A 16,590-nucleotide genomic window follows, 5' to 3' on the forward strand; every position below is an offset into this window, starting at 1 on the left:
CAGGTTATGAATTTAGCCGCGCTATTTCGCATAGACTAAAAATTTCATCGTGAAAAACTCCACTGCAAACTATCTGGTCGGCATCGACCTAGGCACAACGCATACCGTCGTCGCTTACGTCAAAGCCGATAATACTCATCAGGAAATACAAATCTTCCAAATCGAGCAGCTGATTGCTCCCGGCCAAGTCGCCGCAAGGCCGTTGTTGCCGTCGGTGCGTTACCATCCCGCAACCGGCGAATTGTCCGAGGCCGATCTTTCATTTCCCAGCGCGGTTGAGACCGCTGTCATCGGCGAGGCCGCCCGCCTGCTCGGCGCCAAAAGCAAAGGCCGGTTTGTCACCAGCGCCAAAAGCTGGCTGTCGCATCCGTCGGTCGATCATACTGCCGACATTCTGCCCTGGGGCGGCGGCGATGACGTCGGCAAGGTTTCCCCTATCGCCGCCAGCGCCAGCTATCTGTCGCACATTCGGACGGTTTGGGGTCATCAATTTCCCGATGCGCCGCTGGAACAGCAGGATATTGTGATTACCGTCCCGGCTTCGTTCGATGAGGCGGCGAGATCCCTGACGCTCGAAGCGGCGCGGCTTGCCGGATTGCCTAACGTTCGTCTGCTGGAAGAGCCGCAGGCGGTTTGTTACGACTGGCTAAGACGGCATGCCGGGACGGTTAAGCAGGCGCTGGCGAATGTGCATCTGCTGCTGGTTTGCGATGTCGGCGGCGGCACTACGGATTTGACGCTGATCAAAGTGGAGCAGGGCGAGCAGGAGCCTAAATTAACCCGCATCGGGGTCGGCGATCATTTAATGCTCGGCGGCGACAATATCGACTTGGCCTTGGCGCATCTTGCCGAAAGCCGCTTGGGTAATGGAGAAAAACGCCTGTCGGCGGCCGATTTGTCGCAGCTGATAGAACAATGCCGGATTGTCAAAGAGCGCCTGTTGGCCGACGATGCGCCGGAGCAAATCAACGTCACCTTATTGGGAGGCGGCTCCAAACTGATCGGCGGTTCCCGTTCCGTTGCGCTGAGCAAAGAAGAGGTCAGAACCATTGCGCTGGACGGCTTCTTCCCGTTGTCAGGCCTCGACGATTTGCCGGACAGAAAACGCAGCGGCGTGGTCGAGTTCGGCTTGCCGTATGCGGCGGAACCCGCGATCAGCAAACATATCGCCGCGTTTTTAAAGTTGCACAACACCGCCTCCCTCGAAGCCCTTTTGGGGCAAGGCAGCGTCCCCGACGCCTTGCTGCTGAACGGCGGCGTGTTCCGCAGCCAGTCGATTACCCAGCGCATGACCGATTTAATCCAGTCATGGCGCTCCGCTCCCCCGGTATTATTGGAAAACAAACATCCCGAACTGTCCGTCGCGTTCGGCGCGGTCAGCTATGCGATTGCAAGGCGGGACAAGAAACTCAAGATCGGCGGCGGCTCGGCGCGCAGTTATTTCCTGCTGGTCGATACCGAGGATTCCAGCAAGCAGCAAGGCCCTTCGACTGTGCTCAGGACAGGCATTTGCATTTTGCCCAAAGGCAGCGAGGAAGGCGATGAAATCATCTTGAAAGACCGGCGTTTTGCACTGCGTTTAGGTGTGCCGGTCCGTTTTCACTTGGTTTCCTTGTCCGGCGACGGCGAATTCAAACCGGGCGACGTGGCTGAAATTACCGACTTGTTTCATTCCCTGCCGCCGCTGGCCGTGGCGTTTGAAGGTGATGCCGGCAAGCCGAATGCCGAGGTCATCGTCGAGCTGGCGGTCACCCAAACCGAGGTCGGCACGCTTAAGATCCAATGTATTGCAGTTGAGGACAGCCGTCAGCGTTGGGATGTTGAGTTTCAAATCAGGAAGAAGGCGGCCGGTTTGCAGACGGATGCCGCATTGCCCGCCAATGTTGACCGGATAGCCGAACAGATACAGGCTGTTTTCGGCGCCAAATCCAGGCAGGTTGACCCCAAGGCGGTCAAAAACCTGCGCGCCGACCTGGAAAAACTCACCGGTACGGCGCGTACCGAATGGACGACGCCGTTGCTAAGAGCCATGTTCGGTACTTTGCTGGAAGGCGCCAAATACCAGCGCCGCTCCGAAAATCACGAACGCGTCTGGCTGAGCTTGGCCGGTTTTTGCTTGAGGCCCGGATTCGGCTATCCGCTGGACGACTGGCGCGTCGAGCGGTTATGGAAAAACTATCCGCAAGGCATTCAGTTTGTTAACGAAACCCAAAACTGGAGCGAATGGTGGACATTGTGGCGGCGGGTTGCGGGCGGCCTGGATGCTGCTGCGCAAGAGAAGATTTTTTCCGACATCGCAAAATTCCTGAATCCTGCGGCGGCAAGACAGCCCGGCGTTGCCAAGCAGATCAAAATCCGCAGTTACGACGACATGGTGAGGTTGGCCGCCGTTCTGGAACGCCTGCCGGTCGCCGATAAAATACAATTGGGCGAATGGCTGTTGAAACGCCTGCAAAAAGCCGGCGAACCTAGCCAGACCTGGTGGGCGGTAGGACGCATCGGGGCAAGGGTGCCGTTCCACGGCAGCAGCCACAATGTCATCCCTGCCGAGACCGTCAGTCCGTGGTTGGAACACATGTTGACGGTAGACTGGAAGAAAATTCCGCAGGCCGGTTTTGCCGCTGCGCTGATTGCCCGGATGAGCGGCGACAGGGCGCGGGATATTGGTAAAGCTATGCGTCTACAGATCGTCGAAAAACTGAAACTGGGTAAAGCGCCCGCATCCTGGATCGATATGGTCGAACAGCTGAAAGAGTTGGACGAAAAAGAAGAAAAACAGATTTTCGGCGAGGCGTTGCCGCCGGGATTGAAACTTGTCAATGAAGCCTAGCGCTTAAAGAAGGGAACAATGAAGCTAGTTGGTATCGTGATCGTTGCAGGGCTGATCCTGCTGTATTTTATAGATGCGGCGTTTAAAATTAACCCGTTTAATACGGAAATGTTGATACACAGTGGGTTGAGGTTTCTGACCGGTTTTATAATTCTTGGCATAGGGGTTTTTTATACCGGTAAAATCAGGCTCAAATATGCGCTTTTTCTTGTATTGGCCCTGGCGTTGGCTGATGACATCTGGGATTACACCAGGGATGTGAATAGTTTTAGCTTCGAAGTCATGCTGCACAGCATCTATATGTTGTTATGGGGTTCTTTGGCTGGGTATGTGCTGATGAAGCAGTGGCTGAATGGGCGTGATGCAAGGTGAGCAATGGACTGGCGGGTAAAAAAAGCCTTCACCGCGCTGGCAAGCGATGAAGGCCAACCCCTAAGAGAGAAGTATCAACTACGTGTATGAATACTCAGCTTTCGTCATTTTTGGAGTTAGCTCTATATCCGTAAATTGAATAAGCGGCAATGATCATTAAATACACACTGAGTGCAGGCAGTTCACTGGGTTTCTCGGCTGTAGCCTGAGGAGTCGTATGGCTGTTAACGACATGGGCAGCTAATTGAGCGCCCGGTGAATTTTCCTGATTCAGCGCTATTTTTACGGTTGAAGACGTTGGGTCGGGTATGGATATGTTCGGTTTTTCCTGAACTTCAACAGCATAAACATTAAATGACAAAGTTAATGCGGCCAAGTAAGCCGATATGCTTTTTATATTCATTGTTGCACACTCACGAAAAAGGAAAGTCGATCAAATAAAGTAGCGATACGAAACTATTATCGATTTATTTCACTATGATGACAACGTTTTTTTATGAATGATTAGGTAGGCGGTAGGGCGACGCAGGAAGCGGTTGCCTTGGACGTGGCGCAAACCACCGCGGAGCTGATGGGTGAGGACTGTTTTTGACGGTCGCCTGTTTGCCGGTGCTACAAATTCTCCGCATTTAACAGTATCACTTCAATCTCCTCGGTAATTTCTTCCTGGCGATAAATCTGGGATTTTCTTTGCAGCTTTACGGTTTCATCGTCGAGGTGATTTACCGCGCTCTCCAGATGCTGGAGGCGGCGGTGGTTTTCGGCCATCAGCGAGATATAAAAAATTTCGTGCAATACGGCAAATAAATAATGATGCAGCAAGTCCGCAAAAAATTCGCCGGGTTCCAGATTGAGTATCGGCGGGTTGCCGTAATGCTGGGTTTGCCCGTTTTGCCGAGGGAACGGAGGCAGCGCCTGCCGTTGGGCGATTTGATTGGGCGCGGTATCGTGATAAACGACGGTCAGCTGTAAGGCGGAGACGGCTTTAGTTGCAGTCCCGCCGTCGTGCAATGAGCTGATCGCGTCAATCAGGCGGTTAATGACCGCGGGTATTTCTTCGGCGACATTGGCGCCTTCGAGTGTCGCGATAACTTCGGCGGCAATGCCCTCCTGCCGGTTGCAAAGCCGGCTGCCGACGGCGATAACGCCGGTATAAGCCCCCGTTGCGATCGCATTAATCAGGCTTTCGTTAAAATCGCCGCAGAAACCGCGTTCCGCGCCCAGCAAAATACAGACATGCGCGGCGTTGTCGTCAACCGCTGCCGGACCCGGATAAAAATCCAGAAAATCCAGCGCCGCCCGCTCAATATTAGCCACGGCCTGGCCTTGCATGGTTTTCAAACGCTGTAGCTTATGAATCTCCATGAAAGCCAGGTTTTTCATGGAATTTAAAATGCTGCGTATCTCCGTGAGTTGGGTGATGTGCAGTTGCAGTTCGCGGCTTAGGCTCATGACGGTTTAAGCCATTCGCCGAGCGTTTGCAGCCATTGCTCATGGGGGCTGTCCAACGTCAGGGCTGCGGTTTTGACGCCCTGTTCGATCCGAACCAACAGTTGTGCAATATCTTTAGGGTCGGCTTGGTTAAACAGTCCGCCATTAAACGCGGTCAGCCAGGCCAGTTGAAACAGGTTGCTGTGCGGAGCCAGTCGATCCTGTTTGAGTATTTCCCGTAGCAGCCGGCCCCGCGTGATCCGGGCTTCCATTGAGGCTTCCAGGCGCTGACCGAAACGGGTAAAGGCTTCCAGTTCCAGAAATTGCAGGTAATCCAGTTTCATTTGTCCGGCCTGGTCTCGGATGCACCGGTCCTGCGCCTTGCCGCCTATCCGCGATACCGACCGGGTGATGTCGATGGCCGGGCGGAATCCCGACACGAACAGGTCGTTATCCAGATAGATCTGACCGTCGGTAATGGAGATCAGGTTGGTCGGGATGTACGCGGCAATTTCACCCTGCTTGGTTTCGATGATCGGCAAGGCAGTCATGCTGCCGCCGCCGTTTTCGGCATTCAGGCAGGTCGAGCGTTCCAGTAGGCGGGAATGGACAAAAAAGATGTCGCCCGGATAGGCCTCGCGGCCGGGCGGGCGGCGCAATAGCAAAGACAGTTCCCGGTAAGTCCTGGCGTGGGTGGACAAGTCATCGTAAATAATCAGCGTGTCCCGCCCTTGCGCCATCCAGTATTCGGCCAGCGCGCAACCGGCAAACGGGGCGATATATTGCAGGCCGGGCAGGGCGCTGGCTTCGGCGACCACGCATACCGTGTAGTCCAGTGCGCCGTGATTTTTCAGGGTTTCCAGGGTGCTGACCACGGCAGAGCGTTTCTGGCCGATCAGCACGTAGACGCACACTACATTCTTGTCTTTTTGGTTAACGACGGCATCGATGGCGATTGACGTTCTGCCCAGGCCTTCATCGCCGACGATCAATTGCCGCTGTCCTTTGCCTATCGGAATCAGCGTGTCGATAATTTTTATGCCGGTGTACAGCGGTTTATGGACAAAATCGCGGGCGATAATCGCGGGTGAACCTTGTTCCAGGTTTTCGCGCCCTGACGGAGACGGCGGTGCTTGCCCGTCCAGCGGCGTTCCCAGCGGGTCGATTACCCTGCCTAAAAACGCGTTGCCGACCGGTATGCTGAGCGAGTGTTTGGAAAGACGAACCGTGGTGCCCGCCGTCAGGGCTTCGGTTTCATACAGCAAAATCGCGCCGATCCGGTCGCGGTTAAGGTCGAAGACCATGCCCCGGCTGCCGTCGGCAAAAACCAGGATGTCTTCGATAGCCGCCGACGGCAGGCCTTTGATCCAGCTGATGCCGTCGCCGATGGAGACCACCGTGCCTTGTTCGATGATACGCAGTCCCGGCCGGTAATTGGCCAGCCAGTCGGCCTGTTTGTCAAGCAGGCTGTCCGTTGCCGCCGGAGCGGCGATGACGGCGTCTCCGCTCTGGAACGTGCTGACGATAGGGTTTTCCGGGTTATTCGGGAGCATTGGCAATCTCGGCAAAACCGGTCAGTTCGTGTTGCAGGTTGGCGTTTAAAACCCAGGCGCCGATGTCCATGCGCAGACCGGCGAGCAACACGGCATCCTGATGATATTGAAAGTTGATTTGATTGTTGATTAATAGGGTCAGTCTTTGTTCCAGTTGCCGGCGCATTTCAACAGGTAATGCGTAGGCGGTGGTTATTTTGATGGGTACCGATTTTTTAGCGCCGAGCATCGTCAAACACAACTTGCAGGCTTCCGGCAAGGTAGTCAGGTTGTCCAGCAGCAGGGTAAACAAGCGGGCTTCCAGTTCAGGCCCTGCGGCCTGTTGCAGCAGCATTCCGGCAAACTTGGCGCCGTTCTGCAAGGCCTGTTTTTCGGCTTGTTGTTGCAACTCCCGGCACTGTTTCGACAGCGCCACTTTGGCTTTTTGCCGTTCTTGGTCAAGATCGGCATTCAGCCTGTCCAGTTGCGCCCTTCTTTCAGCCTCCAGCTGTTGTTGCAGGGCCGCCATAGCCGCCTGTTTTTCCTGTTCCCAGAGCTTTTGCCGGTTTTCATAAAGGCTGCGCTGCTGTTCCGCCTGTTGTTGCAGATTTTTTGCGTCGTTAAGCGATTGGTCGATGAACTGCTTGCGCTTGGCAATCACGTCCAGCAATGGCTTGTAAAAAAGCCGCTGCAATATCCAGATCAGGATCAGGAAATTGATGATTTCAAGGATAAAGGTGGAGAGGTTGAATTCCATGTTTGAGCCTTCGAATTATTTAACGATGTATTCAAGCAGCGGATTCCGAAACAGCACGATCAATATAATAACCAGACAATAGATCGCCAGCGATTCGATCATGGCCAAACCGATAAACAAGGTGCGCATAATCGACCGTTCCGATTCCGGTTGCCGCGATAAGGCCTCCAGCGCGCTGCCGATGGCTTTGCCCATCGCCAGAGCAGGGAGCATTACGCCAATCGCGATGCCGATAATGGCGGCGATGCTGGACCCAAGGACAATCGAGGCAATGTCGGACATAAGTTACTCCTGTGAATTAAGTTGTTGGGATTGTATGGCGCCGGCCAGATAGATCAGGGCCAGCATGCCGAAGATATAGGCCTGTACCAGCGCTTCAATGATATGCAGCATTAAAATCGGAATCGGCGCAAGAAATCCCGCTACCAGCAATATCAGCATGGCCGCCATTTCCAGGCTCATCATGTTGCCGAATAAGCGGATCGCCAGCGCCAGGGTGCGGGTAAATTCGCTGATAATATGGAAAGGCAGCAAAATCGGGCTGGGCGTCAGGTAATGATGCAGATAGTTTTTTAAGCCCTGAGTCTTTATGCCGAACCAATGCACCGAGAAAAACACCAGTACCGCGAGCGCCGAGGTCACCGAAAGATCGCGGGTCGGAGAATGCAATCCCGGTATTAACCCGACCAGATTGGCAATGATCAGGAACAGCCAAAGGGAGGCGATAAAAGGCATGATTTGCCGCCCGTGTTCCGGCGCGACTGCGGTAATGGCATCGTCGATAGCCGCGACGATGCCCTCAGCGGTGGTTTGCATTGAACCCGGCAACATGTCCAGATGCCGGGTTGAAAGCCAGGCTATCAGTGTAACCGCCAGCATGATTCCCCAGGTGGTGATGAGGGATAAGCCGATCACTACGGGACCGATAGCCAATGTAAATTCGTTTTCCATGATTCAGCCTAATCTTTAATCAAGAAATACACATTAAAAATCCCAACAACCAATCCGGTAAACAATAAACTGAGCGTCCATCGCGTTGAGTAACCATCCAGCATACCGTCCAGCCAATGCCCCAAATAAACGCCGCCGATAACAGGCAATACCATGACCAACCCCAGTGTGCCGATATAGACGGTTTGGGACAGCAGATTCGGCCGATCATGTTCGGCCTTTTTGATGCGTTTGATCTGGCTTTCGATTTTCTTTTTGAGGAGCTGTTGATTATTCATCATTGCCAACCTGTCTTGCGATTAAGCGCCAACATGCGTTTTAGCATGGCCTGTTCCATTTTATACAGACTCTCTTTGGTAGCGCGCAGGTTTTCTTCCTCGGCGATCAATTGCTGTTCCAGCAAGTTGCTGATCCGCTCAAGGTCGGTGTCGATCAGAAAATGCCGGGTGCTGATCGTCAACTCATTATTGTTGAAATAAGCCACCGCTCCCGGCAGCGCCAGGTACTGCCAGTCATCTGGCGCCAGACGAAAACGCGCCAGACCGAAGACCAGGGTGGTCATGAACCGGGCATGATTGGCCTGGATGCCGAAGCAGCCGGTAGCGTCCTCGCCGACAAAGGAGGTGACGCCGGCGATGCGCTGTTCGTGGCTCGCGTCGAACAAATTCAGCACGAATGAGTTCATAGTTCGTCCTGCATCGATCCGCGCATATAGCATTGCTCCTCGGATAGCTCGTCATAGTGCCCCGCCAAAAAGGCTTCGCAATCGGTCAAGGTTTGCGCCAGCGGCACTGAAACCCCGGTCTGCTTGGTAGGGTCGGCCAGAACCGCAAACGGCTGGGTCAGGTAACGTTGCAATTTACGGGCGCGCATGACGATTTTCCGGTCAACTTCGGCCAGCTCTTCCATGCCGAGCATCGCGATAATATCCTCCAGTTCATGATAACGCGCCAGATGTTCGCGTACACCTTGCGCGACGGCATAATGGCGATCCCCCAGAGTATGCCTGTCCATCAGCTTGCTGCTGGAGCGCAACGGATCGACGGCCGGATAAATGCCTTTGCTGGCCTGATCCCTGGATAGGATAACCGTGGTGTCCAGATGGCTGAGTATGGCGCTGACCGCCGGGTCGGTCATGTCATCGGCCGGCACGTAGACCGCCTGCACCGAGGTGATGGCGCCTTGCCGGGTGGACAGGATGCGATCCTCCAACTCGGCGACTTCGGAAGTCAAAGTCGGCTGGTAACCTACCGTGGCAGGCATGCGGCCCAGCAGGCTGGAGATTTCACTGCCCGCTTGCACGAATCGGAACACATTATCGACCACAAACAGCACTTCCTTATGCAGCGTGTCGCGCAGGTATTCGGCATAAGTCAGCGCCGACAGGGCGATGCGAAAACGCACGCCGGGCGATTCGTCCATTTGCCCGAACACCAGCAAGGTGTCGTCCATGACCCCGGCCTGTTGCATTTCCCGCCATAATTCGTGGGCTTCGCGGATGCGTTCGCCGACCCCGGCAAAAACAGAAACCCCTTTGTGGATCGCAGAAACGGCATGGATAAATTCCATGACCAGCACGGTCTTGCCGACACCCGCGCCGCCGAATAATCCGGTTTTTCCGCCTTTCACGAAAGGGCATAACAGATCGATGACTTTAATGCCGGTTTCCAAAATGCCGCTGATGCCGGTGGCTTCGGATAACGGCAGCGGTTTAGCGTGAATATTGCGGAATTCGGTTTTAGGCAAAGGCGGCAGTCCGTCCAGCGGTTTGCCGAATATATTCAGCAAGCGGCCCAGACATTGTTCGGATACCGGGACATGCAGCGGCGCGCCGGTATCGTATACGCTCATGCCCCGGCTTAATCCGGCCGTGCCGTGCAGGGTGATCGCCCGGATGTGCCGTTCATCAAGGTGCTGATGTACCTCGAATAGATAGGCGGCATGGTCAAAGCGAGTGAACAAAGCCTGGCGCAAAGGCGGCAGCTGGGTGCAGTCGATAATCACCACCGGGCCATGCACTTCAACGATGGTGCCGATGACTGGTCGGGATTCCTGTAAATTGTCCAATAGCGGCTACTCCAACTGTGGCGAATAAAATACAGAGCTTTGATAATAAACTATTTCTACCACGAAGATACGAGCGGCTACAAGGATGTAGGAGGTAGAGCTCCAAAAGTAGGCGCTTTAAATGACGCAGCGGACACGAGTCGGTTCCCAATCCTCCCTGCCGGATGCGAAGTTTTTGCTTTCGTAATTTGTCGACATTTTATATGCAAAGAGGTGGTGCGTTTGGGGTGATGTTATTCTGAATAACGTTGTGGCGGGATAGTAAATTTTCGTTTTCAAATTAATCAAACAGTGCGTAGAGCGTTGTGAGATAACTTGTAACTAAATCATCGCCTTCGACTGGAGCCCATGGCGCCTGCTCTTCAGTTTTAATCGGAACAAATGGCCCGGCTTTAGCTTCAAAGAACACTGTTCCATTTTTCAGTGCGAGGACCGTGTGAAAAATACCGTAAGGAATGTCAACGCCAACAGTCTTGCCGCCTGCTTCCAATGTTAGCTGTTGCTCAACGTTACCTGTTGAGTCGAAAACGATTAAGCCCAGTTTACCAGAAAGGCAAATTATAGTTTCCCCTTTGTTTGGGTCGTTATGCTTGTGTGGCCTGACATAGGAATTTGGCTCTATAGCATTCAATAATCGGTGCGCTTGAGCTTCACTGTTTTCATGAAAATTGCGGTTCTTACGACGGCGCGGGGACTCTATAGCCTCCAGACTAAGCTTTTGGAGCAGTTGCTGATCGAGGGGTGTAATCATACGTTTTGATCCTATCTTAATCTTCTCCGTGGATTAATTAAGATTCCAAAAATCAAAACTATATCATTTCTCGGCATCCACAGCTAATGCACTCACCTTGGGGTTTAGCGGCTTAAGCAATATTCAAAACATTTGCTCAAACGATAGTACCCGTCAGCTAATAACCGGCTATAAGCGCTAAGCGCTTAACAACAAATCGCCGTGCGTTTTTGTCAGACTCGTAATATGGTCTAAATGGAAGCGTATCAAATTCATTAGCAAATATGGACTTAGCTTCATTCAGGTCGCCATCCTCTGCGCAAAAATGTGCGGAGGATGGCGAAGCTCTAGCTTCGCGAGACGGGAAGTTAGAGCTTGGGAACGATAACACCGATGTGTGTTGTGTGCTTATTGGGCGTTCTACGAATACGTCGGCGCAAACGCCTGCTCAGGATTAGCCACCGGCCCGTCACCCTCCCAATACGGCGACAGCTTGCGCAAGGTTGCCACAATACCGGGCATCACTTTCAATACCTCATCCACTTCATGCATCGTGTTATAGCGCGAAAACGAAAAGCGGATTGTGCCGTGCGCTGCGGTGTAAGGAATATCCATGGCCCGCATTACATGCGAAGGCTCCAAAGAGCCTGAAGTACACGCCGAACCGCTTGACGCCGCGATACCGGCTTTATTCAGCAGCATCAAAATCGACTCGCCTTCGATATATTCAAACGCGATGTCCGTGGTGTTGGGTAGGCGGTTGTACATGTCGCCGGTCACGAAACAATGCGGAATCTGTTCGGTAATGCCGCGTTCCAGGCGGTCGCGCATGGCTTTGACTTTGGTGTTTTCATATTCGATATGCGACAGCGCCAGTTCGCAAGCCTTGCCCAGGCCGACAATTGACGCGGTGTTTTCGGTTCCTGCCCGTCTGCCGCGCTCCTGATGTCCGCCGCGCAACAACGGACGATAACGGGTGCCGCGGCGCAGGTACAAAACGCCGATGCCTTTGGGCGCATGCAGCTTATGGCCGGACAAAGACAGCATGTCGATCTTGGTGTCCTGCAACATCATCGGAATCTTGCCGACCGCCTGCACCGCGTCGGTATGGAACATCACGCCGGCCGCATTGGCCAAAGCCGCCATTTCGACGACCGGGAAAATGGTGCCGGTTTCGTTATTGGCCCACATTACCGACACTATCGCCACCTGGTCGGACAACAGTTTTTTGTAGGATTCCAGGTTCAAGCGTCCGGCTTTATCGACCGGCATTCTGTGGATCGTGTAGCCTTCTTTTTCAAGGTAATCGCACAGGCTTAAAATCGCCGGATGCTCCACCGTGGTGGTGATGATTTCCTTCTTGTTCGGTTGCGCCTTGATCGCGGAAAGAATCGCCGTGGAATTGGATTCGGTGCCGCACGAGGTGAAAATGATTTCGGAGTCATGTTCGCAGCCGATCAAGGCTTGTACCTGTTGCCGGGCCTGTTTAAGGCCGCGCGCCACGCCATCGGCGAATTTGTGTATTGATGACGGATTGCCGTATTGCTCAAGGAAATAAGGAATCATCACATCGACCACCGCAGGATCGACTTTGGTGGTGGCGTTGTTATCCAGATAAATGTCAGTCATCACGCCACCTCAATATTGACTAATTTTTTCATTTCCGATGCCGGGACGACTTTAATAAATTCACCCATGACTTCCATCAGCCGTTGTTGAATGCCCGCGATCGTCATCGCCGCCATCTGGCAACCGTTACACGCGCCGGTCATGTTGACGTAAGCGGTGTTGCCGATGACTTCGACCAGTTCCACGTCGCCGCCGTCGGCCATCAACGAAGGTCTTAGCGACTCCAGCACTTCCTCGATTTTTTTGATGCGTTGTAGATTGGTCAGCGGCGCTTTAACGGCCGCGATTTTTGCCGGAGCTTCAACCGGGGCGGCGGTCGGATCGAATTTCTCGCCCTTTTCGGCCAGCACTTTTTCCAGGATCGCTTCGATGTCTTCATGGCAAGCCGCGCAGCCGCCGCCCGCTTTGGTGAAGTTGGTGACGTCTTCAACGGTGCGCAATTTATTGGCCCAGACCATTTCCTCGATCATCACCGCATCAATCGCGAAACATTTGCAGATCAATGCGCCTTCTTCATGATCGTCTTTCCACTCTTCGCCGCGATAATTGGCGATTGCCGCTTGCAGCGCTTCGCGTCCCATGACCGAACAGTGCATTTTTTCCGGCGGCAAACCTTCCAGGTGATCGGCGATATCCTGGTTGGTCACTTTTAACGCTTCATCCAGCGTCATGCCTTTGATGATTTCGGTCAGCACCGATGACGACGCAATCGCCGAACCGCAACCGAAAGTTTGAAAGCCCGCCTCAAGGATTACTTCGCTCTCATCATCGACCTTCAAGGTCAACCGCAACGCATCGCCGCAACTGATAGAGCCCACTTCGCCTGTCGCGTTGGCGTCAACGACCGCGCCCGCATTTTTCGGGTTGAAAAAATGTTCTTTAACTTTGTCTGAATAGTCCCACATGGCTTTTTTCCTCGGATTGAGTTTACTGGTGCGTTAAGAAGTCTCTGCTTATGTCCTTTGGCAAGCTCAGGACGAGCGGTCTGCGTTGATTTCGTTCGTGGCGGGCCATGAACGGAATCAACTTGTTCAGAGATTTCCTAAGAACAGGTTTTAGTTCCGGCACCTTCGGCACTGGTATTAAACGATGTGCCGCAAGCGCAACTTTTAGCCGCATTGGGGTTGGTAAACTTGAATCCCGAACCGTCGATGCTGTCGAGAAAATCGACCGACATGCCGTCCAGCATCGGTAAACTGGCCGGATCGATAAACACTTTCACCTCGCCGCAATCAATCACGGTATCCTCAGGTGTATGGCTGCCTTCGAGCTTCAAGCCGTATTGATAACCCGAGCAACCGCCGTCGGTGACTTCTATCCGCAGACCTGCCGTGGGCGTTTCCGAACTGGCAATAAAGCGGCCGACAGCGGTGATGGCCTTTTCTGTTAATGTAATCATTTTATGCACTCCTGAATGTATGGCATCGTTCTTGTTAATACCTAAAGCAACCTGTATGCCATATCATTATTTAGATAGTAATGGCTTGTTTAATAAGGCGTTAACAAAACATCCACACAATAAACAATGTATTATCAAACGGGTTTCAACCACATAACCAGCTGACAATGTAAGGTTTGCTACAAAACAAAGGAGATACGAAATGAACGTAGAAGATTTAGAGTTAGGCGACGTCGTTTATGCGGCAAAGACGATTACCGATGATGGCTCAATACCCGGAGGCAGCGAAGGTGAAATATTGGCCGAAGCCGGAACCCGCGGTGTCATTACCCTGATCGGGCATGTGGAAGAAGAGCCGGATCGCAGCGTTTTTCTGGTACGCTTTGAAGACAAGGATATGAATCTGGGCAACCCGATTGGCTGCTGGCTTGAAGATTTGGCTATGGAGCCTAAGTTGGTTAATTAATATAGCTATAGAAAATGGAACACAGATGCCAAAAGTAGGCGCCTCTAGGCGACACAGATTAAACGCTGATTAAAGCGCATAATAAACGGGGCTTCGGATTTCAAGAATCCGTTTAAAGTCGTCCGATCAGTATCATCCGTGTTCCATCAATTATAGTTAGCAGCCGCCAAGCAGTTACATGTAGATCGGACATGCAATGCTATCGATACCACACCCGTTCGCCCTGAGCTTGTCGAAGGGCATTTCGCGCTATGACTTGGATTTAACCCAATGAATAAACAAACCGAAACCGTCCTGAACTACCACAACCGCACCAAGCATAGCCTGGAGCGATACGCCAGAGGCCCTGAATCCATCGACTGGGAAGACCAACCCGATCAATTCCGGCGTTTTTCCGGTTGCGAGATTGTCACGTTGCCCTTACCCGGAACCGGACTTGAACCGTTGTTCGCCGACCTGGACACCCCGGAAACAATACCGGCAAAACCGTTAAATCTGTCTAATGCCGGTTTATTGCTGGAATTGGCCTTCGGCCTGTCGGCATGGAAACAATTCGGCCCCAGCCGCTGGGCATTGCGCTGCAATCCTTCCAGCGGCAACCTGCACCCGACTGAGGCTTATCTGATCAGCGCCGGGAATACCTTTATCAAATCAGGCGTTTACCACTATGTTAGTCACGATCACAGCCTTGAACAGCGTTGTCGGTTTTCCGACAATTCCTTAGATTCCGGCATGCTGATCGGCTTGTCATCAATCCATTGGCGTGAGGCCTGGAAATACGGCGAAAGAGCCTTCCGCTATTGCCAGCATGACATAGGTCATGCCTTGGGAGCGTTGCAATACGCGGCGACGGCGCTGGGCTGGTCGGTTGAGTTGCAGGCCGAATGGCCGGATGGCGACATCGCCAAGCTATTGGGGCTTGACCGGGATGATTTTAAAAAGCAGGAACATGAATCCCCCGATATGATTTGCCGGATTCATACGCATGCCGACAGTAAGCCGTTAGACGCCAAGGCCCTGCTGGAAGCCGCGGTATCGGGAGACTGGTTCGGAAAAGCCGACAGCCTTCGCGCCTATCATATGTATAAATGGCCGGTCATCGATGAAGTCTCAGCCGCCGCAAGCAAACCGCGAACTGAAGAACCTGATTGGCAAACCACCCGACGACCGCCAAGGATGGCGGCCGAGACTGCTCCCGGCAGTCCTCGGCATTTCCTCCATCCATGGAGGTCAGAAGTGTCGCAACCGGTAGGGAACCGGTGCGACCAGCCACTTATAAAATCCTCCTGCACCAAAACGGCAACGCAAATCATCCGCCAGCGCCGCAGCGCGCAGCAGTTTGACGGCAAAATGCCGCCGATGCCGCAGACCGATTTTTACCGGATGCTGGCCGCCGTCATGCCGACCACAGCCGCTTTCGAACTATGGCGCTGGCCGCCGAAAATCCACCTGTTTATTTTCGTCCATCGCGTTGAAGGCTTAGTTCCCGGCATCTATGCGCTGCCAAGACATAACGATGCCCTTGAACCATTACAGGCCGCAACCCTGGCTGATTTTGACTGGCGGAAAATATCCGACGCTTTAGCGTTTTATCACTTGTATTCAGGCGATTGCAGGCAGATCGCCAAAACGCTGTCCTGCCATCAACCCATCGCCAGCGACAGCGCCTTCAGTATGGGAATGATTGCGGAATTTGGCGAAGTCATCGAAGCGGAGCCGTGGCTATACCGCCGCCTGTTCTGGGAGTGCGGCCTGATAGGCCAAACGCTGTATCTGGAAGCCGAAGCGGCAAGTCTTCGCGGCACAGGAATCGGCTGTTACTTTGATGACAGCATGCATGAGCTTTTAGGCATCAAGAATGATGAATTCCAAAGCCTCTATCATTTTACCGTGGGCAAACCTTTGGAGGATAAACGGCTGGAAACGTTGCCGGCTTATGGGCATTTGGGCGATGTAGTGTAGGGTTGAGCAGAGATCATAAGTATGTTTGGAGTGCGGCATTTTTTAAAAACGCATGCCCAATTAGGTTGAGACAAGGCATAGATGCCCGTAGCAAAGTGTCCCCATTGTCCAGACAAAAATTAAGATAGACCTCAGTTCACACTTCCAAATTGGGCCGAACAATGTCCACGCCACGGAGTCGGTGCGGATAAATTTGTGTTGCGGTTTACGGATATTCGGGCCGGGTGCCATGCCGACCAAGCCTCATTTCTGCATCAATCGCCGCACTCAACCTGGTATTTCTTCATGCGGCGCGAGCCATAACGCAATAATGCGAGTTCGTCCTTATTTGTTTCTTTTCACTCATGTTCAGTCTCTAATTTAGCTCGGGGCATCGCTTAAACTATTATCCGAATTTCGGGGCTACTATGTTTAAGCTGCTTGCGCGAACTTTTTTGGTGTCCTTGATCGGTGTTCTCTGGTAA

17 protein-coding genes are annotated in these 16,590 nt (G+C 53.1%); 4 read left to right on the forward strand and 13 right to left on the reverse strand.

Annotated elements, in window-relative coordinates; genetic code table 11:
• Positions 1–49: 49 nt before the first annotated feature.
• Positions 50–2,830 (forward strand): Hsp70 family protein, encoded by a 2,781-nt coding sequence (locus tag B0F88_RS15955; RefSeq protein WP_104424930.1) that lies wholly within the window; start codon positions 50–52, stop codon positions 2,828–2,830.
• An 18-nt stretch (positions 2,831–2,848) separates the two neighbouring features.
• Complete coding sequence (locus B0F88_RS15960) at positions 2,849–3,202, forward strand: hypothetical protein (protein WP_104424931.1); 354 nt, start codon at positions 2,849–2,851, stop codon at positions 3,200–3,202.
• Positions 3,203–3,296: 94 nt separating this feature from the next.
• Here the strand turns inward: B0F88_RS15960 and B0F88_RS15965 are convergent, their stop codons facing one another.
• The 13 genes from B0F88_RS15965 to B0F88_RS16025 all read right to left on the reverse strand — a co-directional run bounded on the left by B0F88_RS15965 (position 3,297) and on the right by B0F88_RS16025 (position 13,698).
• On the reverse strand, positions 3,297–3,605 hold the full coding sequence (locus B0F88_RS15965; RefSeq protein WP_104424932.1) for a hypothetical protein: 309 nt from the start codon (positions 3,603–3,605) through the stop codon (positions 3,297–3,299).
• 209 nt (positions 3,606–3,814) lie between these two features.
• Positions 3,815–4,654: a F0F1 ATP synthase subunit gamma gene (locus tag B0F88_RS15970; protein WP_104424933.1), complete on the reverse strand. Its 840-nt coding sequence runs from the start codon at positions 4,652–4,654 to the stop codon at positions 3,815–3,817.
• On the reverse strand, positions 4,651–6,186 hold the full coding sequence (locus B0F88_RS15975; RefSeq protein ID WP_258076702.1) for a F0F1 ATP synthase subunit alpha: 1,536 nt from the start codon (positions 6,184–6,186) through the stop codon (positions 4,651–4,653). The genes B0F88_RS15970 and B0F88_RS15975 overlap by 4 nt, the downstream gene beginning before the upstream one ends.
• Positions 6,173–6,922, reverse strand: a complete 750-nt coding sequence (locus B0F88_RS15980) for a F0F1 ATP synthase subunit delta (protein ID WP_104424934.1) — start codon at positions 6,920–6,922, stop codon at positions 6,173–6,175. Before B0F88_RS15980 ends, B0F88_RS15975 begins: the two co-directional genes overlap by 14 nt.
• 15 nt (positions 6,923–6,937) lie before the next feature.
• Positions 6,938–7,204, reverse strand: a complete 267-nt coding sequence (locus B0F88_RS15985; RefSeq protein ID WP_104424935.1) for an ATP F0F1 synthase subunit C — start codon at positions 7,202–7,204, stop codon at positions 6,938–6,940.
• Between the two features lie 3 nt (positions 7,205–7,207).
• Positions 7,208–7,873 (reverse strand): F0F1 ATP synthase subunit A, encoded by a 666-nt coding sequence (locus B0F88_RS15990; RefSeq protein ID WP_104424936.1) that lies wholly within the window; start codon positions 7,871–7,873, stop codon positions 7,208–7,210.
• 8 nt (positions 7,874–7,881) lie between these two features.
• Positions 7,882–8,154, reverse strand: a complete 273-nt coding sequence (locus tag B0F88_RS15995; protein ID WP_258076703.1) for an AtpZ/AtpI family protein — start codon at positions 8,152–8,154, stop codon at positions 7,882–7,884.
• On the reverse strand, positions 8,151–8,558 hold the full coding sequence (locus B0F88_RS16000; protein WP_104424938.1) for a F0F1 ATP synthase subunit epsilon: 408 nt from the start codon (positions 8,556–8,558) through the stop codon (positions 8,151–8,153). Before B0F88_RS16000 ends, B0F88_RS15995 begins: the two co-directional genes overlap by 4 nt.
• A complete protein-coding gene (gene atpD / locus B0F88_RS16005; protein ID WP_104424939.1) occupies positions 8,555–9,940 on the reverse strand; it encodes a F0F1 ATP synthase subunit beta in 1,386 nt (461 codons plus the stop codon). The genes B0F88_RS16000 and atpD overlap by 4 nt, the downstream gene beginning before the upstream one ends.
• A gap of 280 nt (positions 9,941–10,220) precedes the next feature.
• Positions 10,221–10,691, reverse strand: a complete 471-nt coding sequence (locus B0F88_RS16010) for a WbuC family cupin fold metalloprotein (protein WP_104424940.1) — start codon at positions 10,689–10,691, stop codon at positions 10,221–10,223.
• A gap of 399 nt (positions 10,692–11,090) precedes the next feature.
• Positions 11,091–12,299, reverse strand: a complete 1,209-nt coding sequence (gene nifS, locus B0F88_RS16015; protein WP_104424941.1) for a cysteine desulfurase NifS — start codon at positions 12,297–12,299, stop codon at positions 11,091–11,093.
• Positions 12,299–13,204: a Fe-S cluster assembly protein NifU gene (gene nifU / locus B0F88_RS16020; RefSeq protein WP_104424942.1), complete on the reverse strand. Its 906-nt coding sequence runs from the start codon at positions 13,202–13,204 to the stop codon at positions 12,299–12,301. Before nifU ends, nifS begins: the two co-directional genes overlap by 1 nt.
• 137 nt (positions 13,205–13,341) lie before the next feature.
• Positions 13,342–13,698 carry a HesB/IscA family protein gene (locus tag B0F88_RS16025; protein WP_104424943.1) on the reverse strand — a complete coding sequence of 119 codons (357 nt, stop codon included), beginning with the start codon at positions 13,696–13,698 and terminating at the stop codon, positions 13,342–13,344.
• Between the two features lie 202 nt (positions 13,699–13,900).
• Between B0F88_RS16025 and B0F88_RS16030 the strand changes: the two genes are divergently transcribed.
• Together B0F88_RS16030 and B0F88_RS16035 are read left to right on the forward strand one after the other, a co-directional pair.
• Positions 13,901–14,164: a nitrogen fixation protein NifZ gene (locus tag B0F88_RS16030; protein WP_104424944.1), complete on the forward strand. Its 264-nt coding sequence runs from the start codon at positions 13,901–13,903 to the stop codon at positions 14,162–14,164.
• Between the two features lie 270 nt (positions 14,165–14,434).
• The gene (locus tag B0F88_RS16035) at positions 14,435–16,126 is read left to right on the forward strand and encodes a SagB/ThcOx family dehydrogenase (RefSeq protein WP_104424945.1); all 1,692 of its coding nucleotides are present in this window, start codon (positions 14,435–14,437) and stop codon (positions 16,124–16,126) included.
• Positions 16,127–16,590: the final 464 nt, after the last annotated feature.

Origin of the sequence: Methylobacter tundripaludum (assembly GCF_002934365.1) — a bacterium.
Classification (GTDB): Bacteria; Pseudomonadota; Gammaproteobacteria; order Methylococcales; family Methylomonadaceae; genus Methylobacter_A; species Methylobacter_A tundripaludum_A.